Origin of the sequence: Flavobacterium hiemivividum (genome assembly GCF_004349145.1) — a bacterium.
Taxonomy (GTDB): Bacteria; Bacteroidota; Bacteroidia; order Flavobacteriales; family Flavobacteriaceae; genus Flavobacterium; species Flavobacterium hiemivividum.
The window spans coordinates 110,075-134,303 of the sequence record NZ_SMFO01000010.1; the positions used below are offsets into that span (position 1 = coordinate 110,075).

The window sequence follows — 24,229 nt, forward strand, 5'->3', positions numbered from 1 at the left end:
TATTAAAAATGCTTTAAATAAAGATTACTATTCGTTATTTTGTATTTTCCAACCTATAACTACTGTTTCCTTCGAATGTTTTTCCGAACATATTCGTGGCTTTTATTTCGATACGGTGGTCACCAGGTTCTAGATTAGTTGGAATTTTCCCTCTCCAAAGATGCTTGCTTGCTATAGGATTAGAAGAGCGTCTTCCTGGAATTAATTCTTCAGAAAGATCCCACTCATAAACATCAGTCGCATAGGTTGGATCTATTTCTTCTACATACTCCATCACTTTCCATTCGCCTTGGTCTACACGATATTTTACAGCATCATCCTTACTTCCCATAAAGAAATTTACATAAACACCCGCTTTGGTTCCTCGACCTTTAGCTACTACTTTAGGTGCGAAAATTTCCATCTGGTACTCTTTCGACTTCCCTGCTACTTTGTAATCAAGGCTGTATTTGTTTCCGTTGAAACGAATAAAAGCATAGCCTTTGGGGGTACCATCGCGCATGGTCGAAACTGGAATTCCCGCTTCATTGAGTTTTCCAGAATACCAATCTCCAGAAGTTGTGCCAACATTATACTCATGATGCTGTTTTTCCCGTTGCCATCCTTCTTTTTTGTTGAAAAAATCCTGACGCTGAATGTGGGTATGTGCCGATAGCGAAACGGTATTTGGAAAATCTTTCAAAATTTCAAATAATCGTGCACGGTCTTCATCCCTGAACGTATCTTCTTCGGCAGGCTCTGTTAACGGAATATGGAAAGCCAAAACAATCAGGTAATCTTTAGGCACCTTGTTAAGATCATTCTCAATAAACTTTAGTTGATCTTCCGTGAATCCGCCCCAATACCCTTTTCCGTCTCGAGGATCAGGATACAGAATATCGTCTAGAATTATAAAATGAGTTTTTGCATAATTAAAGGCATAATTTGCAGGTCCAAAATGAGCCTCGAAAGTTTCATCGGCCATTTTATCATTTTTTGCATCAAAATTCAAGTCGTGATTTCCAAGGACATTATACCAAGGAATCCCTATTTTTTTTACCGTTTGAATATAAGGCTTGAACAAGTTCAGGTCATTTCCGACCAAATCTCCCAAACTTAATCCGAAAGGAACATTTTTAATTCCTTCTACCTCGGCAACAATTCCTTTTGCGAAAAAGGCCACTTCCTCTTCTGTATAAGGCTGAGGATCTCCAAAAATAAGTGCCGTAAACTCCTCCTTTTCTTCCTGTTTTATTAAACTAAAATCTACTGATTTTGGAAGTTTTCCAGTAGGTACAATGCCCTTAAATTTTAATTCGGGAGAACCCTTAGGTTTATAATTGTAAAAGAATTGGGGTAAATTGTTTTCACTCACATTAATTCTATAATTTGATGGTTTTATTACCGAAATAATTTGATCGTCCGTAAGAGGTAATTCATATTTACCTTTTTTATCTGTAAGAACGACCTCGACACCATTGGTAACAGCTACATTGGGAATTCCATTTTCCTTACGATCCTTTTTGCCGTTTTGATTTGCATCCTCAAAAACATAACCCTGAACATTTGATTGCGCTACAATTCCTATTGAAAATAGCAAAACGCAAATTGATACTATTGATTTCTTCATTTACTTATTTTTAAAATATTAGTTATCCCACCAAACTTTGGTATTAATATCGTCACTGCCGCCCAAGAGTTCCAGCGCTTTGAGATAATTTTCAGTATTATTTATTTGAACATCCGTATTATATGTAAACCTTGAAGGCATTTCACCGTTGTTTTCCATAGCCGCTGTTTTGGGAAGGACTGGAAATCCAGTTCGTCTGTATTCAAACCATTGCTGATAATCAACAAAATAAAGAGCATAATACTTCTGAAGCATTATTCTTTCTAAAGTTCCATTATAAGATGCCATTGGGTTGTCAAAATAATTTGCTGGCACTACTGCATCCAGTTGCTCCATTGCCGCTTTTACTCCTTTGATGTAATGCTCTTCTGGGTTTGCAATAAATCCTTTTTGAGCGACTTCTGCTTTAATAAATTCCACTTCAGAATAGGGTAAAATAACTATTTTCATAGGATTTGTCACTTGTGCTATATTGAAAGTCGAAGCGTCATATTTAAATTGAGATTCGGCTCCTTCATAAGCGCTAGGAATTCCTTTGTAACCAATGGGCTTACTTTTAAAATCACTGGCAGTAGTAGCAATAATAGGTCTTCGCGGGTCTTCTAGAAGGTTCAGGTTGTCAATAAAGAACTCCCCTATTTTTACACTCAACCTGAAATCCTGCGGCCTTCCCCAAGGAGATACATTTGGTGTAACGCCCGTTACCTGAAGTATTGCCGATTCTTGGGTATTTACAAAAACAGGATATTGGGTCGGATTCTGAATCATGCTGGCAAGTTTTTGAAAAGCATTCGTTTCCGTTCGATTCGAGATTCTTAATAATAATCTTAGATGCAATGAGTTCGTGAATTTCTGCCACTTTTTAACATCGTTTTTAAAAAGAATATCATCGGCATAAACCATTGAAATCTTAGAATTATAGAGATTATTTGCTCTTTCTAAATCGGCAAGAATGGTCTGATAAATGAATTCCTGTGAATCAAATTTTGGATAAAAATTTCCTTCTTCACCATTTACCGCCTCTGTCATAGGAACAGGCCCAAATATATCAGTTAAATTGGCGTATGCCAATGCTTGCAAAGTGAGGGCAATTGCTTCGTAATTGGGATCCTCAGCTTCAACAGATGCTAATCGCATTTCCTTTATATTGTTTAACCAACGGTAATACCAGTACCAAGAAGAATTCCCAATACTTTGACTAACATCATATCTATGTAACCCTCCTGAAACACTTGGGAAAGGAAGGGAAACTTGCATTAAATCGAAAGTAATACTTGCGCTTCTGTCGGCATTATGAGTCGCTAATCCATAAATAATAGGATTAAGCAAGGTGCCAGGACTAGTTTGAGCAATTCGGTTTGGGTCCTCGTTGATTTGTTCGAAATCCTTAGTGCAAGCAAGACTCATAAAAAGTAGCGTTAGACTAAGTGATAAAATTTTAATATTTTTCATCTTTATGTTTTTTAAAAGTTCACTTTTAAGCTCATTCCGTATGATGCAGGAGAAGGCATTTGTCCCATTTCAATACCAGGTAAAATAGTATCTCCATTTAAGGCAGCAGTTTCGGGATCATAAATTGGAAAATCCGAAATTACAGCCAAATTTGATCCGAATACAGAAATATCCATACCCAATACTCCCGAGTTTCCTAAAAACCGCTTTGGCAAACTGTATTTTATACTTATCTCGCGTAATTTAAGAAAAGACGCATCAAACGAATTCGATTCTATATTTGCTCTTCTGTAATAACGGGCATACCAGTCAGGCGTAATCGCTGCTGTGGTATTAGGAGAATAACTTCCATTCGCATTTAACACCACTCCTTCGCCAATTATTACGCCTTCTTCACGCCCTTTTAAAGTCGAGTTCAACTTTCCTTGTTCGGTCAATTTATGGTGCGTTTGAGAATATATTATTCCCCCATATTGTCCATCTATCATTACATTCAAAGTGACATTTCCTAGTTTAAAACTATTTAAAAGTCCCGCTTTCCAGTCTGGACTAGCATCGCCAATCAGTTGTATTTCATCAGGATATGCGGGTAGTCCTTTACTATCATAAACAATTTCACCCTCTGGAGATCGAACAAAACCATAGCCATAAATAGCAGTTGTTGTACCTCCCACTTTTGCAATAAGAGTTGCTGTACCTCCCGAACCAATTTCCTGTTGCCCATTAATCCCATCGGCCAATTCTAAGACTTTATTCCAGTTTTTAGACCAAGTTAAAGTAGAACTCCAGCTAAAATTATTTGCTTTAATTATTTTTCCAGTCATCGTTAATTCTACCCCCTGATTTTTAACGACTCCAGAATTTAAAACTCCAGAACTGTAACCCGTCGTAATATCAAGTGGTACGGAAATAATTTGATTTTTGGTAAGCGTTCGGTATACTGTAGCATCAAAATTTAGTCTGTTATGAAACAACTTTGATTCCAAACCAGTTTCATAACTAGTGGTGATTTCTGGTTTAAAATTTGCATTATATAATGTGGTGGGCACTGTGGCAGAACTAGGAAAAGCATTTTGACTGTAGTATTTACTTGTCTTATACGGATCTGTATCATTACCAACTTGAGCAAAGGAGAACCTATATTTTAGATAATTTACGGCAGAAGGTAAATTAAGAATCTCAGAAAGAATAAAACTTGTATTTATCGACGGATAAAAGAAGGAGTTGTTTTTCTCAGGAAGTGTGCTCGACCAATCATTCCTTCCTGTTAAATCCAAGAATATTTTTTTATCAAAAGAGAGGGAAAATAAACCATATAAACTATTCACTTTTTTATTCCTGTCATTAGTTGTAATAATAGGATTGCTTACCCCATTTGCCAATTTATAAACTCCAGGCACAACTAGCCCTTCAACAGATGCGTCTGTGCGGCGGTACTTATAAGTCATGGTGTTTCCTCCTGCTGAAAATGACAAACCTAATTTCTTGGTTAAATCTTTATTATAAGTAAGTAAGAAATCCGAATTAACCTCAACTTTATTGATGTCTTGAGATTGATAATATCCCTTAGCATATCGGTTGATACTATACGGTCTTTTTTGTTCCCTATCCTGACTATACGTATTTAAAGAAGTCCTTAACATTAACTTCAGATTGGTAGAAAGATCTATATCGGCAAAAACATTTCCAACAATTTGATCGCTTAATAAAGGGTTTGTTGCTTCATATGCTATGAGGTACGGATTATCAATATAAGAACTAAAAGGTGCTATTTTTTGAATGTCCTTTTGTCCTTCTAACCATATTGGGCGGTACCAATCCAAATCGATATTTGGATTTTGAAAGATCATAAAATAGGCAGCTGAACCATTATTATATCCCGTTCCAGGTAGATTATTACTATTCCTATTGTTGTAATTAATAACAGAACCAATTTTAATTTTTTCAGAAATTTGATAATTAGCATTAATAGAAGCAGTGATCCTTTCGTACCCAGTATTAGGCATAATCCATTCGTTTTTTTGATATCCGATAGAAGCTCTCATTGAACCATTTTTATCACCTCCTTGTAGCGTAATATTGTTGTTGGTCGTAATTCCTGTGCGCCAAAAATCCTTTCTATTGTTTTTATAAGGCTGCCATAATTGTCTTTCTTTAGATTGACCTTGTAGTTCAGGATCGTATTGGTAGAAATATTGCCCTTCAAATTTAGGTCCCCAAGCACTACTTGTACTGCCCGTATTTCCCCCGTCTGCAGAACTTCCGTAAGAATAATAAGGATCGCCATTACTGTCAAAAGATTTTCCCGTTCCTTGTCCATATTCATATTGATAATCTGGCCATCTTTGAATAACATCTAAGCTAACGCTGGAATTGTAAGTAACCCCCAACCCTTTTGTTTTCTTACCCGATTTTGTAGTGATAATCAATGCTCCATTGGCAGCACGACTTCCATAAAGAGCAGTTGCTCCAGGTCCTTTTAACACAGTAACATTTTCTATGTCATTTGCATTTATATCTGAAATACCATTCCCATAATCTATTGGAGAATCGTCCCCAGTATAAGCACTTGAAGACCCAGAAGTTGTCATTTCATTATTTATGGGAACCCCATCAATTACAATTAAAGCATTGTTTCCGTTCGGATTAAGAGAATTGTTCCCTCTTAGTGTTATTTGTTGGGAATTAATCGGACCCGATCCAGAAGATATAATATTAAGTCCAGCAACTTTTCCTTTTAAACCAGAAGACCAGTTATTGGGAACCGCTTGATTCAAAATATCTGAACCAATAGTAGCTTGTGAAAAACCCAGTCTCTTTTCTTCCCTTTTAATTCCCAGAGCCGTTACAACCACTTCATCAAGTTTATTAGTGTCTTCCGTCAATTTGATTTCCTGAAATCCAGAACTATTGGCTACTACCTCTTTATCTTCAAATCCCATAAAGGAGACAATCAATGTAGTAGATGTCCCAGAAAACTTTAAACTAAACTTACCATCAAAATCGGTAAGAGTACCATTATTGGTTCCTTTTTCCTTTACTACTGCACCAGGCAAAGGCAATCCTTCTTGATCCAATACGACACCTCTTGAAATTTGCTGCGGTACATCCATTTTAATTACTGAAATGGTGTTGTTTAACTTTTTAAATTGAAAACCAGTTAATGCACTTATTTTGCCTAAAACAGCTGTAAGGTTTTGGTTTTTTACAATTAAAGTTAGATGTTGTTTTGAAGATGAAATTTTTTCATCGAAAACAAAGGTAACGTCGGTTTTATCTTCAATCGACACAAACACTTCTGTGATTAAGACATTCTTTAAATCAAAAGAAAGGGTTGCTTCATTTGAAATCAAATGATTCACTGGCGAAGCAAATGCTCCAGAAGCTAAAAAGAAGCAGCATAATCGAAAAATAAACATTTTTGACTTGAAGCTCAAATATTGTTGTACTTTTATATTCATTGTAATTGGCTATAAATTATTTATTTGTAGTCTATTTTTAAATCCGCCCACTTCTGTTCTAGCAGAACTGGGCTTTTTGTTCTATAATCGGCAATTCACTTTTTTTGGGTTTCTCTTATAAGGATTTGGTTTTTGGTTAAAAAATCTATTTCAAGTTGCTTTACAATAGCAATGCTTTTAAGAACATTGCTTAATTTTTCGTCTTTAAATTTTCCAGATATTGTCATTTCCTTTAATTTCTTACTATTAAAATTGATTTCGATATCATACCAATTTTCAAGGATTTTTGCAGCATCGCCCAAACTGGTATTGTTGAGCACAATTGTGTTTCTCGTCCAGGCGTTAAAATCTTCGCTATTGTCTTTTGAAAGCACAGCTTGAGTTCCTGTAATAAAGCTGAGTTGTTGGTTTTTCGTTAGAAATATTTTTTCTGAAATTTCTTTTATATTCACTTCAACTTTACCGCTATTCACACTTACCTTGATTCTGCTGTTTTTATAAGCTTCAATATTAAATGAAGTTCCCAAAACCCTAGTCGTGATTTTATCCGTTTCGACTAAAAATGGTTTCTCGGGTTTTTTTACGACCTCAAAATACGCCTCGCCAGTAAGTTGGAGTTCTCTATTGTTTTTGAAGTTTTTTGCATAGCTGATACTGCTGTTCGAGTTCAGGAAAACGAAGCTTCCATCTGGTAAATGAATGGTCTTCTTTTCTCCTTTGGCAGCAACTACCGATATATTTTCATTTTGTAATAGACTGTTTCCTAAAAATGGAATCCCTAGCAAAATGAGTACTGTTGCTGCTATTTTTAAGGCTGTGGAATAGAGAGGTAATAGCCTCTTTTTGGGCTTGCTAATTTTGAAGTTTATTTTTTTTAAAAGAACATTCCTTTTTTCCTCGGTAAAAACATAAGGAATGTCTTGATTACTGTCCTGAAGTTTTTTGAAGAATTCTTCCACCACCCTTTGCTCTCCCCAAGAACATTTATTTTGGGCATATTTTTTTGCTAATTGTATAAACTCGTCTTTTTGCACTAGATGTCTTTTGACAGATAGTCACATTTTTCAAAGCATCTACGTAGCCTGAAACTGAGTCATAACGTTTTGGTAATATCGCAGATCTCCATTTACATTAAAGAAACATTCCCGTAATAAGAACCGCTAGATGATAGGTGCCAATGGTTGCTTTTAAATGTTTTAAAGCATTACTAATGTGCTTTTCCACCGTTCGGACAGAGATATCTAATTGTTCGGCGATTTCAGCACTGGAATAATCCTCAAAACGGCTGAGCATAAAAACCTCTTGACATTTGGGGGGAAGTTTTCTTATCTCATTAAAAATATCTCTTTCAAACTCCTTGTATTCCAAGTCTTTTTCGGTCTTAAAAGTATAGGGAATATTGTGAAGGATTTCTATATGAACAGGGTTGAATTTCAAATCCCTTATGTGATTTGCAATTTTATATTTCACTGATTTTATTAAATAAGCTTCTAAATTTAGAATATTGGCCTCGTTAGATTTCTCCCATAAACTAATGAAAATTTCCTGAACAATGTCCTCAGCTATTTTTTCGTCATTATATATCTTAAAAGCATAGGCAAAAAGCCTTTTCCAATAGCGATCAAAAATCACTTCAAAGGCTTGATTACTGCCTTCTTTTACATATTGTTGCAGTTCACTGTCGCATAAATTTGAAAGTGTGGTTTTCATTTTTTTGTGGATTTTTACAAATGAAAACAATCATATAGAAAGAAAGGAACCATTAAGTTTAAGATTTAGTTACCTAAAGATTATTAATTTAAAATGATTCCTTTTGTAATTTCGGAAATTTAGAATAGTTTCATATATTTTTAAAAGAAAGGTTAAACTGAGTGTATAAAAGCTGTTTGGGGGGCGACTTGGAAAAAATGGTCATGTTGACCACCTCTTTCCAGTTGCTATTGATCAGTTGACATCCTAATAAAATGTGGAGATATAGTAAAGAAAAAAGCGACCTAACTTTTACTCTTATTTTGTTTACAAATCTGAAATATTTACTTCAATTTTTATTACAAATACGGTGCCACTTCTCGAAGTAAAAAAACACCTCTTCCCTAGCTAAATTATGATGTGGATTTTCTAAAAATATTGCCGTAAATTTACTTAAAACTAGAAATAGATTTGTACTTCCTACAAAGAATTCCACATAGCTAATTTCTTCAAATCTTGCATAAAATGGTTTGTGAATTGTTCAGTCACGGTCACAAAACCCCAACAGATGTTGGTTTTTTTTTATGCTTTCTAGTTAAAAATCCTCTAAAATCAACTAATCAGGGATCATAAAGAAAAGCTGTGGAGTAGCAAAAATTTTATTTTAATTACTGTTACCAAAATTAAAATATTCTTATTAGTTTTCTTTTAAAACAATTACATTTCCAAATAGTGATTTACACATTTTTTTGTGAATTACAACTTCAGTAAGAATAATTTAGTCCCATTTATCAGTGAAATTTCAGACAAAAAAAATTGAAATAACACATAACAAACGAGGGCAAATTTTACCTTCAAAAAACGAACAAGAATAATATTTAACCATATTTACAAGCGAATTAAAAAGAATATACCTTAACTTAAGGTACAGTTTTAGTTTGCATAACCACAAATTGCCTTAAATCTTTAACTACTAATTTTCATCTAAACTCTTGCAGCCAAGTAAGCTTTATGAATACAATCTTCTATTTTTTCGACCATATTATAGCTTCCACTAAAAAATGCTGTTCTTTCATGCAAAGAAGTTGGAATTATTTCTAAAACTCGGTTTACACCATCAGAAGCTTTTCCTCCAGCTTGTTCAATAATAAAGGCCATCGGATTACATTCGTATAAAAGACGAAGTTTTCCTTTCACGGCTTTACAACTTGTTGGATACAGATAAACGCCACCTTTAATGAGGTTTCTATGAATATCTGACGCTAAACTACCAATATACCTTGAGGAATATGGTCGATCTTCTTCTTCTTGTTGGCAATACTTAATATAATCCTTTACACCTTGTGGAAAATGAATATAGTTGCCTTCGTTTACAGAATATATTAAACCGTCTTTTGGACATTTCATTTTTGGATGCGATAAGTAAAAAGTTCCAATAGCAGGATTTAAAGTGAAGCCATTTACACCTTGCCCAGTTGTATAAACCAACATTGTAGAGGTTCCGTAAATTACATATCCAGCAGCAACTTGAGCAGTACCTGGTTGCAAAAAATCTTCTAATTGAACAGGGTTTCCAACTGGGCTTATTCTTCTATAAACAGAAAATATTGTTCCTACAGATACATTTACATCTATATTGGAAGAACCGTCCAGCGGATCTATCAAAATTACGTATTTGTTATTGTTTCCATTGTCTTTTCCTTTAATCGTGATAAAATCATCATTTTCTTCAGAAGCAATGCCACATACAATTTCTCTATTGGTTAAGGTTTGAATAAAAATTTCATTAGCATAAACATCTAGCTTTTGTTGATCTTCTCCTTGAATATTTTTAGCACCTACAGCTCCTACGATATCAACTAAACCTGCTTTGTTTACTTTGTAGCTTACTACTTTTGAAGCTAGTTTTATAGAATTAAAAATACGTGATAATTCACCCGATGAATATTGAAAATCTTCTTGATTTTCGATTATAAACTCTCCTAGTGTTCTGTTTTTTTCTTGCACTTCTATCAATTAAATTATAGTTTTATGTATTTTACTAAATCTAGTTTTGTTTTCTTCAGTTCTTCAGCCGCAATTTTTGCTACAGCCGTAGCTCCCTCTACAGAAAGATGAGTATTATCCTCGTATTTTTCATTTTTATAATAAGGAATTACGCCAGCTTCAAAATGCAAATGCAACTTTTTTGATTTCTCAGGTCCGTAAGATTGTTCTAGTGTTTCTGTGTAATATTGCATGTCTATGAATGGAACATTATATTCCTGTGCTACTAATCGCATCTCTAATGGATAATCTCTGTGAGAATCAATTAAAACACCTTCTTTATTAAAAGTTCTTCTGGTAATAGACGAAAATAACACAGGAATAGCTCCTTTCTTACGAGTCTCATTTACGAAGCGAATTAAATTATATCGATATGCTGTATGTGGATTAGTATAACGAGTGGAATCGGTAACTTTTCCATCGTTGTGACCAAATTGAATGAAAACATAATCGCCTGGTTTTAACACATTATATACAGCGACCCAAAGTTTTGTTTCGATAAAGCTCTTAGTACTACGACCGTTTACAGCTCTATTATCAAATTTAATATCATCGGTGAGGAACATCGGAAAAAGTTGACCCCAACCACGTTCTGGGTTTTCTTCTGGTTTAACTTTATTCGCCATTGTAGAGTCGCCAATACCATAAATCGTCGGTTTTTGAGCTAAACAATTTAGTGAGATTAGCATAAAAAATAAGGGAATCCATTTCATAATATGTATTTATTTAATTTGTTTATTTTGCCGCTGATGGCGTTGTTACTTTCTGACCTATTGTTACTTCATTTATTTCAATTTTTTCGGACTTGGTAACTGTGATTCCATTTTTAGCAGTTTTTATGTTAATGTTATATAGTTTAATATTTGATACTTTTTTATCTGGAAATCCTTCAATAACAATTCCAGTATTAGTGGCTTCCTGACAACTAATATTTGAAAAAGAAATATCAGAAATGTTTGAGGGATGCAATCCTCCACCTTCTCCGTGATAATTGGCAGTGATGTAGGTACAATCTTCTACTTTTCCGAAATCAATATTGTTGAAATAATTTTGTGCAAAACAGTTTACAGTAAAAAAGAATAGTAGTAAGAGTCTGTAATTCATCCTATTTATTTTAATGATTTAAAAATTCTGTTGTATGGTAATTTTTAAATCTTTCCATTCTTAAATCTTTTAATTATTTCTCAAATACCATTGCTTGTTTGAAACGGTAGTATCCGAATCTAATATATTTTCAATAGTATATTTTTTAGCCTCCGAGTTTTTTAATTGATGTGACCAAGCTACCCTGTTTTTAGGTTGATAACCTTCGCCAGTACATTTGTATTCTGCATAAAACGAACTAGTTTCAGCATCTGGTTTTGACCAATTGTGCCAACCTTCTGGAAGAATATGTTTGCCCATTTCACAATTCATAAAAACGGTTTTAGCATAAGGTCTCCAAGGTCTTCCTAGATATACTTTGGTTGCATTGGCATCGGCGATAAGCTTGCAGTTTTTGAAAACATAACCGTAGATACTGTCCTTTGGTGTTGATGCAGCGGTAATATACGAGTCACTTTTGTTATTGATAACACAATTTTCGAACAAAACTGTGGCATCTCCAAATATAAAATCAGTTGTACCTTCAATATAACAATCTTTAAAATAATTTTTAGTTCCTTCGCCCGACGTATAGAGTGTGTCTTGGTATCCTAAAAAAGAGCAATTAGTAAACATGACTCTATTGGCATTTACATTCAAAGCCACCGCTTGACCAACTTGACCAGAAGTGTTTTGAATGGTCAAGTTTTTGCAAAAGAAATCATTACCCTCAATTAGAACCGTGTAAGTATAAAAGGTGCTGTTTCTTCCTAATCCTATTTTATTAAAATGGTCATCATAAGTAATAATTGTTTTTTCTCGACTTTCTCCTATTAGTGAAATGCGAGAATTCCACTCTGGTACTTTTACTTTTTCATTATAAATACCGTTTTTAACGAAAATTGTAATTCGTTCACTTGGATAAGCTTTGGACGCATTTATAGCCTGTTGTATGGTTTTAAAATCACCGTTTCCACTTTGATCTACTACAATATTAAACTCCTCTTTTAAAACAACTTGCTTTTTTATGAGTTGTATCGCTTCAATTTTTTTTTTCCATCTTGGGTATTCTTTTAATACCTCTTTGGGTTGATCGGTATACCAGCCATATCCATTCCTGCGCTCGTAACTTATTTCGGATATTGTTGCTTTTTTTAAACCGTCACGATCACAAAAAAAAGGCGTGTTATCATCTAATTCCATGAAACGTGCCCACAGTGGTTTAGCATCAGGATCTGTTACAAGCACTCTGTCTTTTTTTCCGTTTTGCAGCGTCATTTCTTCAATTTTTATACCGGTGATTTTTGTTTTTTCGAACCAAGCAACAGCACTGTTTATCGCCGTAATTACTTCGGGAGAAGGATTTTGTATGCTCATCAATAACAAGACTATTTTTGCAGATTCTTTTCCGCTTAATGAAGGTAATTCATAAGCTCGCGCTTTAGCGGGTAGCAGTGTTTCTTTATCATGTTGCGCACACCAAGCAGTTAAAACCCCGTTTTGGCTGTATTGAGTTTTAAGAATGCAGACTATACCTTTGTTAAAAGCGACACGAGTTTTTTCGATTGTCTTTTCGTCTGGTTTAATACTGTAATAATCAGTTTTATCAAGTATGGCCTCTAAAGCTTCCATGATGTGAACCATAGAATCATCATTGTACGTAATGTGTGTGTAATATCCTTTCTTTAATGGATAAAATTGTGGCCAACCTCCGTTATCGTACTGAGCTTCTAGAATATAATCCAACCCTAATAAAAATGCCTTTTTGTATTTTTCTTCTGGATATTGCGCATACATTTTAGATAAATACAACATCTCTTGCGTTGTGGCTCCATTGTCTGTTGTTATATTGTGAGTATCTGATTTAAGAGCTATTAATTCCTTTTTTTGCGCATCTGTCAACGCATTTTGCATTTGAATATTTTTCGGCCAACCACCAATATTGCGCTGATAGAGCAGCACATTTTCGGCAATTTCTTTTGCTTCTGGAGTAGCAAACCAAGCTTCATCATGTTCACGCACAAAGTTTGCCCATTTTTGTGCTTGGATAGTGTTAGTTATCAACAAAAGAAGAACTGTTGTTACTACGATTTTAAGTACTTTCATTTTTTTTATTTTTTATTTTGTAATTCTAAACCAGTCAATTGCAACATTTCCTGCATCATTAGTAAAGCCCTTTCTTAGTGCAACAAAACCAATTTTAGCACCAATCCACTTGCCCTCTCTAGCTTTAAAATCTTCTCCAATAGATCGAAAGTCTTTTCCGTTTTCACTGTAATAAAAAGAGCAGATTCCGCCTGGTTTGACTTTGACTTGAAGATAGAGATTTTGATTGTTGATTGCAATTGGTTTGCTTTCGGTTTCAAGTCCGTTTTTATCTGCGTTCTTGTTCGTTTTTTGAGACAGGTACAATTTACCACCCTCTTGTTTGAAACACAGGTAACTATAATCCAACCCCATAACCACTAATCCCACACTTTCGTTATCAAATCTAGGATTGAATTGTATCTTAGCAGTAGCCGTAAATTCATTGGAAGGCATTTTTTGCAAAAGTAAATTAGGGATATCATAAAGTGTTGTTGCGTCATTTGCAATTGGAATACAATTTAAACTATAATACCCCATACTTGTTGGAAAACCCCAAGTTAGTTGTGGATTGGCATGCCACTGCCATTGTAACCCTAATTTTGGAAGATTAAACTCATCATTCTCAGGCGGTGTTTGTATTGGAAAATGTTTTTTACCCACATTCGGTTTTTTATGAACCATTACTGGTTCTCCAATACCATCATTATCTTCATCAGACCCAATTATTGGCCAATCGCTGTTCCATATCATCGGTTGCAAATGAACGACTCTGCCATATACAAATTGGTCTTGAAAATGAATGAACCAATCTTCGCCAGTTTGAGTTTGAATCCAAGCTCCTTGATGCGGACCATTAATATTGGATTTACCTTGATGCATCACTTTTCTTTTTTCATAAGGTCCAAAAACATTTCTAGATCGTAAAACCGTTTGCCAACCTGTTGCAACGCCACCTGCAGGCGAAAATAGGTAATAATACCCATTGCGTTTGTAAAATTTCGGCCCTTCGATGGTATTTTCATCGGCATGACCGTCAATAATTTGTACTTCATCATTATTAGCCAGTGTCCCTTCTGAATTCATGGTGCAAATGACTAAGATACTTTTGATACCGGCACGACTTCCGGCAAACGCATAGGCCAAGTATACTTTTCCGTCGTCATCCCATAAAGGTGTCGGATCAATTAATCCTTTTCCTTCTTTGACCAAAATAGGTTCTGACCAAGGGCCAGATGCTTTTTTAGCGGTTATCCTAAAAATTCCGTGATCTGGATCTGGATAATAAATATAAAATTGGTTCTTATGATAGCGTATGCATGGTGCCCAGACTCCTTTACCGTGTTGCACATTATCAAAAACTTCTTTAGGCTTTAATTGCTGAAGTGCGTAACCAATCAACTTCCAGTTTACTAAGTCTTTGGAATGCAAAATTGGTAAGCCTGGGATACAGTTAAATGACGAAGCTGTCATGTAGTAATCATCTCCCACACGAATCGCATCTGGATCAGAATAATCGGCATACAAAATTGGATTTTTGTAGGTTCCATCTCCATTATCAGCAATCCAAACTTGCGATTTTTCATTAGTATTTTTTTCTTGTCCAAGTACGAATTGGAAAGAAAAAAAGTGGATAATTATTACTATTCTGAAGTAATTCATTGGCATGCTATTAGTAATTCTTTCAGTTTTAAAGTAAACGATAGTAAATTTAATTTTCTTAAAATAGATTTTAATTTATATATCAAAAAGCAATCTACTATCAATTCTCAAAAGCCCCTAAATCAGGTGCTGCTCCAGTATATGGGAGTCCCACATCAATGCCTTTATTGATCATACTACTATTGGTAGTTAGATGAAAGAAGATTACCTCTGGCAAACTACCGTCTGCTTTTCTCGCTCCCAATAATTCTTTGTAGTCAATAGCTTTAAAATCAGCAGTCGAAACAGTGAGTCCGCTGTCCCAACTGTTGTAACTAATATCAGTTGTCGTTGCATTGGTACTCCCGTAACTTCCTAAAACATTACTGTTTTTTATAATTAACTTAGCCAAAGGGTTGGTTGAACTAAAAGAATAATTTTTCCCGTTATCATAAGCCGAACAGTTGTAAATAATCACTTCGCCACGATTACTGTTGTGATCAAATCCGTCGGCAACGTTACCTACTGCAACACAATTGGTATATATGGCGTTGTGTTTTAATAATTTATCATCACTTCCACCTGTCTTAAATCCGTTACCATCGCCAGCCCCTTTTGCTCCCGTTTTTAAATATCCATTTTTAATTGCCCAGCAATTTTCGTAGGTTGTTGTAATATTGTCTGCACCTCTTAAATAACCATCCCAGCCATCATCTAGGTTTTGCCACGCGCGACATCCGATAAATTTATTACCCGTTCCTGCAGTTAATTTACAAGCGAATCCATCTGCATTTTCGAGACTTGAATCCGCATTAAAGTAAGAGTCGCAATTTAAAATTGTATTGTTGGCGGCTCCATTGTCGATTTGTAATCCTGTATCTGAACATTCAGAAAAAGTCATGAATTCAACAGTATTATTACTTCCAGTAATTTGCAAACCGTTATCTCCAGCATGAAAAATATCGATTCCTTTGAGGTGCCAATAACTTCCTTTTAAAACAACACCTTGGTTAGAAGAGCTTTCTGACATACTTGAAAAATCCAATTTAGGACGCTCTGCTCCTTCTTTGGCTTTTAGAGTAATCCTTTTTTCTTCCGTTCCAGAAGATACAATTGTAATTTTAGAAGACATCAAGTAAGTCCCTGGATTCATTTCAATAGTTTCACCTGCTTTGATTTTGGCAATTGCCGCAACAAGCTCTATACTTGTAGATACAACATAATTAGCAGTTGCAGTACCAAAACTCGAAATAATGATCACTTTTGATGCAGTTATAGTTCCTTTATCTTTTGCAGTTGCAGTGATACTGACTGCTCCATTTTTTAATGCTGTGACTACACCATTTGCCGATACTGTTGCAATAGTTTCATCGGATGAATGCCAAACCAGCGTTTGATCAGTTGCATTATCTGGACTAATTATTGCCGTAATTTGACTAGTTTTTCCGACTGGAAAATCTCCCACTTGAAGATCAATTTTCTGAACGTAAACAAGGGTATTTATTTCTGGTGTATCTTCATTTTGACATGATATTAAGACGAAGCACAACAAATATTTTAATGCATTTCTGAAAATCATTTTCTTATTATTTACTGCTTAAAAAAGGCCTGTATAAAATACATTACACAAGCCTTTTTTAAATTTATTTTATTAATTATTCCAAAGTGAATCTCCTACTTTTCTATCTTTCAAAGTCTGATTACTGATCTTAAAAATACCTCCTACTGCATCACTAAATCCTGGATTAACTGTTGTTGCTGAATCATCAGGTCTGTTGTTCAAAATAGAACTATCTTTTAACGCGGGTGCATTAAAGTAGTTATTATTTGTAAACGTTGGATTTGACGTACTTGACGAATTGGTATAAACGGCAGATGTCTCGGTTATCAAGGTATTTTTTACACTTATTTTGTTTTCTTCAAAACGTACATATAAAATTTTTCGCAACGATCCCGTTGTTACATTTGATGAATTGTATATCGTACAGCTATCAATTGAAATTAAAGTAGTTAGACCAGTACCTGAAAATCCATTTGCTGGCTTAACAGCATCAACTCGTAAAAAATCACGTCCAGCTGAGCAAGTATCAAATGTGCTGTTTTTTAAAACAATATTAGCAACAAAAGTGTTTCTAAAGTCAATAAAATCAGCCGATCCAGAGGTATTAACATCTGTAATGATACTATTATCTACTGTAAATGAATTTACTTTAGATGCTGATGCATTACCATAAATTAATGCTTTCGGGAAATCATGAACTAATGATCCGCTGATTAAAAAGTCGCCATAAGCTGCACTAGGCTCATTCAGGTTTATAAAGTAAGCATCCTTTAAACCTGTTCCATCAAAATCTAAATCAATAAGTGACACATCGGTAGTACCTGCATTTATAGTGAATTTGACATGTAATTTTGGCTTATTAAAGCTTCTTAAACCTCTAATCGTAATTGGTTTATTTAAAATAATTTCACTATCACCTACCGTATAATCGCCCACATCTAATACTAAAACTGCTCCAGGAGCTGCTTCAGCAATTTTTTGACTTAAATCATCCGTTGGAGAAATTAAAACACCATCTCCAATGTCAAGGCCCGTTTCAAATATTTGCGAACCTCTTCTTTTAGTACCGTTATACAAATCTGCAGTATAAGTCGTTTCTCCAATAAGACCAGTTATTGTGGCTACTCCATTCGCTTTTTCCTCTGCTGTTATCGTGTGTTTGATGTCTCCAGGAGTAAGTGTTAATTGTGTCACAGCACTTCCAGGAACCCATCTTAGTGTGGCTTGAGTTGCTCTAATATCCCCATCCACTACAGCTAAAAACAGTTGCTCGTTTAAAGTATTCGCTGTGATGAGCGTCCATTTAGAATCTGCTAAACCAGCAGTAACTGCCTTTACTCTTATGGAATACAATGTTTCTCCTTCTAAAGCCACTTGAATCGGTAATTGATCTGCAGTAGCTTCGACAGTTTTAAAAATAGTTTTGAACTCTGTATCATCTGCACTAAACTCAACGACGTAATAATCAACTTCGTCACGTGTCATCCAATCCAATTCTACTGTTGTTTGATTTCTGATTTTAGCAGTGACATCAACAGGTGAAAAACCTCTATTATTTGCAATATCTGCTAATAATGGATCATTGTAACTCTCACAGCCTGCAATTACGGCCGCTAGTAAAAGCATGGCTAGTAATCCTTTAAATATATATTTTGCTTTCATAATTATAAAACTTATAATTTATTTATACTTTTTTAAAAATTAATAACCGTAGTCATTTGTTAACTGTCCGTTACTCCCTTCAATAAATACTTCCCAAATTGGCCAGAACTGACGGTTATCAGGATTTACGCCAGCTTTATACAATGAATTGATTTTCGTGTCCTCTAATTTATTCCAAGTTACTGAAGAATAATCTGCTCCAGGACTTTGCGTTTCTCCACGATTTAAACCATAAATATCAAGTGTTAAATCTTCTTTAACTTTATAATATAAGGTAGTTGGTACTGTTGCATATTCGCCCGTACGTGCTTTTAAATTTGCCATTTTTGTTTTAGCAATATCTAAGTTGGTTTTTAATAAATTCCAACGCATTAAAGCAAACTTACGCTCCATTTCTCCGGTGAATTCATATTTATTCTCATCTTGTATCCCTTTCAACATAGCTTGTTTATTACTCAATCCATCAACATAAGCATCGACTTTACTCGCTTGATCAGCTGTAGCAAAAGCTCTACGACGAACTGCTTTTAAATAAGGAGCTGCTGCTGCTGGACCTTCCAATTCATTCGCTGTTTCTGCCGCAATTAACAATACTTCCGCATAACGCATGTATATTTTATTTACTCCATCATCATTAGTAGAGGTTACAAAACGCTTCATCCATTCATAACGGTATTTACCAAAATACCAAGTATCCAAGGATCCTAATTCTTGTTTTGCTTTATTATCAACTGCTGCTCCCCATTTATAAGGAACACAGGTTACATCTCTACGTGTATCTGCTTGATCATAATCATAAAAAACATGAGGAAGTGGTCCTGCAAATCCTCCACGGTTAGATCCGTTGGCGTGAAATTGATCGTTAGTCGTATGACGAACCGCAAAAGTAAATAGCATTCTTCCTCTACCGTCTGCAAATGGAAGTTCCCAAAGTGATTCTCCTCCAGCTGCGATATTCTCTTCATTATATTTTTTCCAGAAACCTTCAAACGATGGGTTTAAACTAGCCGATCCGCTGGCAATTACTGAACGACACTCATCTAAAGCTAATCGATACATATTAGCAACAGATAATTCAGGATCTGTACTTCTTCTTACTCCGTCAGGATACTGTTGAAAGCCACTTGCCATTAAAGCTAAACGTGCTCTAAATGCTTTCACAAAAGCTTTATTTACGTGCTCCACATCAGTAGTAGCGGCTGTTTCGTTTGGCCAAGCAACTAATGTTGCTGCTTCGCCTAAATCAGCTATTAACTGTTTGTAGATAATATCTCGATTTGTTTTTGGAATGTATATCGTATTATTTGAAATAGGCTCAAAACGATACGGAACATCTCCCCAAGTTTTTAATAAATCAGCGTAATAAATAGCACGCAAGGTTATTGCCTCTCCAAGCAATTGTGCCATTTCAGGATCAGTTTCAATATTCCCGTATTCACGCAATCCTTTGATACAAATATTAGCACGCTCAATACCCGAAAACATTTGAGACCAAGCATTATTTGAGGTATTCATTTGCGTATTAAAAGCCTTCGCATCATATACATTTAAATCCGCTTTTTCGTCATCTATTTGTGAAGAATTGTTCCACTCAACATCGGTATTTAAACCTGAGTATGGTAAAAAACGACCTCTGTAGGAGTTGGTTTCTGCAAAAGGAACTTTAATTCCGTCAACTGCTCCTTTAGCCAGTCCTGCTGTAGAAAAAATTACTGATTCGTCTAATGTTGATTGTGCAGGTGCTTCTAAAAAGTCGTCACCTAACTCTTGACATGACGTAAATAGACCTACTATTAGAAGTCCGGCAATTATGATTTTATTTTTCATCTTTGATAAATTTTGAATTAGAAATTAAGGTTTAAACCAAAAACTAGTTGTCTACTGCGTGGGTACGCAGAATAATCCACACCTGGAGTTAACGGATTTTTCCTTCTGGTAGAAACCTCAGGATCAGGTCCTGAATAATTTGTAAGAACAAACACATTGGTTGCAGTAAAATAAAATCTCAATTTAGTTAATCCCACTTTAGAAAGAAATGCCTCTGGAGTAGAATAACCTAATGTTAAATTATTTAATCTTAAGAAAGAGCCATCTTCAACAGCCCAATCAGTAAAAATATTACTTCTCATGTACGGTGACCACATTGTTGTATTTGAATTTAAAGCTTCTAACGCAATTGGATCAGTAACTAATTGTCCCGATACTGGGTCTAAGTTCGTCCATCTTTGCCCATCAGCCATTACAGAACTTAAATTTCTATATTGCCCATTATTCTCTACTGAAGTAGAAAATTCTATTTTGTTTGCATTGTAAATATCATTACCATAACTCCAGTTAAAAGCTGCTGACAAATCAAACCCGTATGCATTAGCATTAATCACTAAACCTCCTGTGTTTTTAGCATTGGCATTACCAATAACAGTCATATCGCTAGCGTCAACTTTTCCGTCACCATTGATATCTTTTAATTTCATACTTCCCGGTTGTACATTTCCACTTGAAACTAATCCTGAAGCATTTACTACCTCAGCTTTTAATGAATAGCCAGTTGTCAAATCATAGTTAAAATCAGACACTTCATATCTACCATCATTTTGGTATCCGTACATTTCACCCACTTGAAGTCCAGTATAAACCGCATAATCAACCGGAATATTACTTGTCCATTGTGTACCAACATTATAATCTTCCATAACTCCCAAAGAGTTGATTCTGTTTTTATTTACGCCAATATTAAAGGCGAAATTCAATCCAAAATCTTGTTTTTCAATAGCTACAATATTTAAACTTGCCTCAAAACCACTGTTCTGAGTTTCTCCCATATTTCTATACTGAAAATCATAACCACTACCTGCTACTGGAAAAGCCAATAACAAATCTTGTGTTTTGTTTTTATAAACATCAAAGGTTCCGTTTAAGCGATTTCTGAAAAATCCGTAATCAAAACCAATATTTTGCGTAACTGTAGTTTCCCACTTCAAATCAGGATTCGGCATTGTTTTAGAAGGTGCCCAAAAACTATCTACTCCATTAATCCACGTTGTATTTGATGAATTAAAACTTTGTACTGACTGCCCTACAGGAATATTATTATTACCTGCTTCACCATAACTCGCTCTAATTTTAAGAAGGTCTAACCAAGAAGCGTCTTTTAAAAAGTTTTCTTCTGAAATTTTCCAAGCGGCAGCGGCTGCAGGGAAATAGCCCCATACATTATCTCCAACAAACTTACTTGACCCATCGGCACGGAAAGTAGCTGTAAATAAATAACGGTCTTTGTAATCATAATTGGCACGTCCGAAGAATGACAATAATTTATCATCCGGCGAGTAATAATTGTCTACTGACTGAGGAGTTCCTTGAGTAGTTAACTTCATTGCACTATCGAAGTCAAAAAATTGTGGATAACCATGCATTGTCGTAGTAATATCATTTGACGTAGTAGCAATCATTTCTTCTCCTATAAGTGCTGTTAAATGATGATTTCCTCCAAGTATACCTTTAAAATCATAATTCACTGTATTTGCATTTCTGTAGCGAACATCTTTTTTATCACTCATAATCATTGCGGGCATACCTTGTAAAGTACCAATTGGCGCATTATTTACATAATAAGTAGAGTTGCCATAAAAACGGTAATCTTGAGTGTTATAATTATCTAAACCAAAATCACTTTGAAACTTAAAATTTTTAAACATTTTCCATCCAAAACTTCCTAAAAAGTTATAGTTCTTTTTAACTTGTTGACGGTCATTATCAGCAATGGCAACAAATGGATTAGTTAAACTATTAGAAATACTTTCATCCGTATTATCTGATGTTAAACCCGAAATTGGAACTGGAGAATAACCTACAAAGTTTTTCAATCTAGAATCTGTAGATGATTTTTCGTTTTGCTCATTTGCTCCACCACCTTCAATTTTAGTATCAGAATAACGAACGGTAAAACCTAAATCAATTTTATCACTTGCTTTGTTTTTTAAAGCCAAAGACAAATTGTTTCTTTTATAATCAGAACCTAACATTACGGCTTTTTCATCATAATGAGCATAACTAAAATTATAATTTAATTTTTCAGTTCCACCACGAATTCCTAGGTCACGACTTTGCACTTCACCTGTATGCCCGTAAACTTGTTTTTGCCAATCATCCCCTTTTACACCTTTATACAAATCGTAATCTTGCCAATTACCAAAGTATTTAGTGTACGATTCTGGATTACTCAAAACACTTGCCTTATCATTATCAAGCAAGGCATATTCGTACTGCCATTTTACAAAATCTTCGGCTGAAAGTACATCAATATAGTTAGCAACGGTTTTCACACCGTAAAACATATTAGTACTTACCGACATTTTACCATCTTTACCTGATTTTGTAGTAATGATAATAACACCATTTGCACCTCTAGAGCCATAAATAGCAGTTGAAGAAGCATCTTTCAATACAGTCATCGACTCCACATTTGATGCTGCAATATCACTCATACTATTAACAGGAAAACCATCTACTATAATTAAAGGAGAAGCGTCTTGCGATAAAGAGCCGCCGCCACGAATTCTAATTTTAATATCAGAATCAGGTGATCCCTCTGAAGACGAAACTTGTACCCCAGCAATTCGACCAGTCAAAGCTTCAGCAACTGTAGAAACAGGCACTTTTGCCAATGCACTTCCTGAAATAGAAGAAACCGCCCCTGTTAAGTCTGATTTTTTTACTGTTCCGTATCCTACAACCACAACCTCGTCTAGCGCATTTGCATCTTCTTCTAAAACGATTATAATGTTTTTCCTAGCTCCAACTAACTGTTCTTTGTTTTTAAATCCGATATAAGAAAAAACTAAAATAGCGTTCGGACTAGAGACAGTAATTTGGTATTCGCCATCAAAATCGGTAGACACCCCATTAGTTGTTCCTTTTTCAACCACATTCACACCAGGCAAACCCAAGCCTCCTGCATCATTTATTTTCCCCTTTACTGTTTGACTTTGAGCGTAAGCCTCACTGCTCATAAAAAAGCTCAAAAACAGAACTATCGCACTGCAATAGGTAGCTCTTTTTTCAAATAATCTTTTTAAATTCATTGTTTACTTTTTTAGTTGTTATTATTATTGGTTTAAGTTAATTCGTATCTGTTTTCCTTAAATAAAAAAATCTTTTATAAATATCATGCAATCGATTACACAAACATAAAGTTTTTTTTGAAATAAAAAATGAAAAACATTAAAAAAATGCTAACAAAATAGGATATGCAAAAAAAAATAGAATTATTTATACTATATATGTAAAATAAAAGTATGCATAGCATAGAAAAATAGTCAGTATTTAAATAAAACAACTTCATATTTAATAATTATTATAGCCATAAATATAAATTTGTTGAATTATTCTCAACTCTAAAATTATGTTCATAAAATATTATTTTCTGTAAAGAAATCATCAATAATGGGCTAGTTAATTATTAAAAACATCTATTATCGATAAAAATTTTTGAAAAAATCCGTATAATTATACTTACTGTATTAATAATTAACGTTATAAGCATTAAAAAAGGCTGTTCAAAATACACTGCCCCCAAAAAGTTAGACACTATTTGGGGGCATTTTTATGGAAAGAAAAGTTAAGTACAGTTATGAATTTAAACTTCGCTGTGTAAATGAAGTTTTAAAAAAAATCAATCAATAACTTCTATATCTAAAGAAAATGGCATAGGAAAAACCAGCCTTAAAGATTGGATTAGGTGTTATCATGAATTTGGAATTGAAGGTCTTTTACCAATACAAAAAAACAAAAATTATAGTGAAGCCTTTAAGTTAAAAGTTCTAAAAACGATTGAAAGTAAGTCATTATCTTTGAGTAAAGCTTGTTTAATATTCAATATTCCGTCAGGTTCAACAATAAGACGCTGGCAAGGAAGATATTCAAAAGAAGGTATAGCAG

The 24,229-nt window shown here is 34.6% G+C and carries 15 protein-coding genes; 1 reads left to right on the forward strand and 14 read right to left on the reverse strand.

The genetic code is table 11. The features are described from left to right. Nucleotides 1–34: 34 nt before the first annotated feature. The 14 genes from E0F98_RS12845 to E0F98_RS12910 all read right to left on the reverse strand — a co-directional run bounded on the left by E0F98_RS12845 (nucleotide 35) and on the right by E0F98_RS12910 (nucleotide 23,373). Nucleotides 35–1,609 carry a calcineurin-like phosphoesterase C-terminal domain-containing protein gene (locus E0F98_RS12845; RefSeq protein ID WP_132112098.1) on the reverse strand — a complete coding sequence of 525 codons (1,575 nt, stop codon included), beginning with the start codon at nucleotides 1,607–1,609 and terminating at the stop codon, nucleotides 35–37. A gap of 18 nt (nucleotides 1,610–1,627) precedes the next feature. Next, nucleotides 1,628–3,061, reverse strand: coding sequence for a SusD/RagB family nutrient-binding outer membrane lipoprotein (locus tag E0F98_RS12850; protein WP_132112100.1), 1,434 nt, complete (start codon nucleotides 3,059–3,061; stop codon nucleotides 1,628–1,630). 11 nt (nucleotides 3,062–3,072) lie between these two features. Continuing rightward, a complete protein-coding gene (locus tag E0F98_RS12855; RefSeq protein ID WP_132112102.1) occupies nucleotides 3,073–6,522 on the reverse strand; it encodes a SusC/RagA family TonB-linked outer membrane protein in 3,450 nt (1,149 codons plus the stop codon). Between the two features lie 95 nt (nucleotides 6,523–6,617). Next, nucleotides 6,618–7,556 carry a FecR family protein gene (locus E0F98_RS12860; RefSeq protein WP_132112104.1) on the reverse strand — a complete coding sequence of 313 codons (939 nt, stop codon included), beginning with the start codon at nucleotides 7,554–7,556 and terminating at the stop codon, nucleotides 6,618–6,620. Between the two features lie 97 nt (nucleotides 7,557–7,653). Continuing rightward, complete coding sequence (locus tag E0F98_RS12865) at nucleotides 7,654–8,232, reverse strand: RNA polymerase sigma factor (protein ID WP_132112106.1); 579 nt, start codon at nucleotides 8,230–8,232, stop codon at nucleotides 7,654–7,656. Between the two features lie 963 nt (nucleotides 8,233–9,195). Next, nucleotides 9,196–10,218, reverse strand: coding sequence for a class 1 fructose-bisphosphatase (gene fbp / locus E0F98_RS12870; RefSeq protein WP_132112135.1), 1,023 nt, complete (start codon nucleotides 10,216–10,218; stop codon nucleotides 9,196–9,198). Between the two features lie 14 nt (nucleotides 10,219–10,232). Further along, complete coding sequence (locus tag E0F98_RS12875) at nucleotides 10,233–10,970, reverse strand: rhamnogalacturonan acetylesterase (protein WP_243699243.1); 738 nt, start codon at nucleotides 10,968–10,970, stop codon at nucleotides 10,233–10,235. Nucleotides 10,971–10,992: 22 nt separating this feature from the next. Continuing rightward, nucleotides 10,993–11,361, reverse strand: coding sequence for a hypothetical protein (locus tag E0F98_RS12880; RefSeq protein ID WP_132112108.1), 369 nt, complete (start codon nucleotides 11,359–11,361; stop codon nucleotides 10,993–10,995). 69 nt (nucleotides 11,362–11,430) lie between these two features. Next, a complete protein-coding gene (gene pelA / locus E0F98_RS12885) occupies nucleotides 11,431–13,446 on the reverse strand; it encodes a pectate lyase (RefSeq protein WP_132112110.1) in 2,016 nt (671 codons plus the stop codon). A 12-nt stretch (nucleotides 13,447–13,458) separates the two neighbouring features. Continuing rightward, complete coding sequence (locus E0F98_RS12890) at nucleotides 13,459–15,087, reverse strand: glycoside hydrolase family 43 protein (RefSeq protein WP_132112112.1); 1,629 nt, start codon at nucleotides 15,085–15,087, stop codon at nucleotides 13,459–13,461. 100 nt (nucleotides 15,088–15,187) lie between these two features. Beyond that, nucleotides 15,188–16,645 carry a right-handed parallel beta-helix repeat-containing protein gene (locus E0F98_RS12895; RefSeq protein ID WP_132112114.1) on the reverse strand — a complete coding sequence of 486 codons (1,458 nt, stop codon included), beginning with the start codon at nucleotides 16,643–16,645 and terminating at the stop codon, nucleotides 15,188–15,190. A gap of 72 nt (nucleotides 16,646–16,717) precedes the next feature. Next, the gene (locus E0F98_RS12900) at nucleotides 16,718–18,289 is read right to left on the reverse strand and encodes a DUF4957 domain-containing protein (RefSeq protein ID WP_132112116.1); all 1,572 of its coding nucleotides are present in this window, start codon (nucleotides 18,287–18,289) and stop codon (nucleotides 16,718–16,720) included. A 39-nt stretch (nucleotides 18,290–18,328) separates the two neighbouring features. Further along, nucleotides 18,329–20,116 carry a RagB/SusD family nutrient uptake outer membrane protein gene (locus tag E0F98_RS12905; RefSeq protein ID WP_132112118.1) on the reverse strand — a complete coding sequence of 596 codons (1,788 nt, stop codon included), beginning with the start codon at nucleotides 20,114–20,116 and terminating at the stop codon, nucleotides 18,329–18,331. Between the two features lie 17 nt (nucleotides 20,117–20,133). Next, a complete protein-coding gene (locus E0F98_RS12910; RefSeq protein WP_132112120.1) occupies nucleotides 20,134–23,373 on the reverse strand; it encodes a SusC/RagA family TonB-linked outer membrane protein in 3,240 nt (1,079 codons plus the stop codon). Between the two features lie 597 nt (nucleotides 23,374–23,970). On the opposite strand from E0F98_RS12910, the gene E0F98_RS16325 reads away from it, so the two are divergent. Further along, the coding region (locus E0F98_RS16325) for a helix-turn-helix domain-containing protein (protein ID WP_165929323.1) at nucleotides 23,971–24,229 on the forward strand (259 nt) is incomplete at its 3' end.

Coding starts and splice junctions, on each gene's coding strand:
- pelA (WP_132112110.1), bottom strand. CDS start 13,446: ATGAAAGTACTTAAAATCGTAGTAACAACAGTTCTTCTTTTGTTGATA.
- E0F98_RS12890 (WP_132112112.1), bottom strand. CDS start 15,087: ATGAATTACTTCAGAATAGTAATAATTATCCACTTTTTTTCTTTCCAA.
- E0F98_RS12845 (WP_132112098.1), bottom strand. CDS start 1,609: ATGAAGAAATCAATAGTATCAATTTGCGTTTTGCTATTTTCAATAGGA.
- E0F98_RS12905 (WP_132112118.1), bottom strand. CDS start 20,116: ATGAAAAATAAAATCATAATTGCCGGACTTCTAATAGTAGGTCTATTT.
- E0F98_RS12880 (WP_132112108.1), bottom strand. CDS start 11,361: ATGAATTACAGACTCTTACTACTATTCTTTTTTACTGTAAACTGTTTT.
- E0F98_RS12855 (WP_132112102.1), bottom strand. CDS start 6,522: ATGAATATAAAAGTACAACAATATTTGAGCTTCAAGTCAAAAATGTTT.
- E0F98_RS12895 (WP_132112114.1), bottom strand. CDS start 16,645: ATGATTTTCAGAAATGCATTAAAATATTTGTTGTGCTTCGTCTTAATA.
- E0F98_RS12875 (WP_243699243.1), bottom strand. CDS start 10,970: ATGAAATGGATTCCCTTATTTTTTATGCTAATCTCACTAAATTGTTTA.
- E0F98_RS12865 (WP_132112106.1), bottom strand. CDS start 8,232: ATGAAAACCACACTTTCAAATTTATGCGACAGTGAACTGCAACAATAT.
- E0F98_RS12910 (WP_132112120.1), bottom strand. CDS start 23,373: ATGAATTTAAAAAGATTATTTGAAAAAAGAGCTACCTATTGCAGTGCG.
- E0F98_RS12900 (WP_132112116.1), bottom strand. CDS start 18,289: ATGAAAGCAAAATATATATTTAAAGGATTACTAGCCATGCTTTTACTA.
- E0F98_RS12850 (WP_132112100.1), bottom strand. CDS start 3,061: ATGAAAAATATTAAAATTTTATCACTTAGTCTAACGCTACTTTTTATG.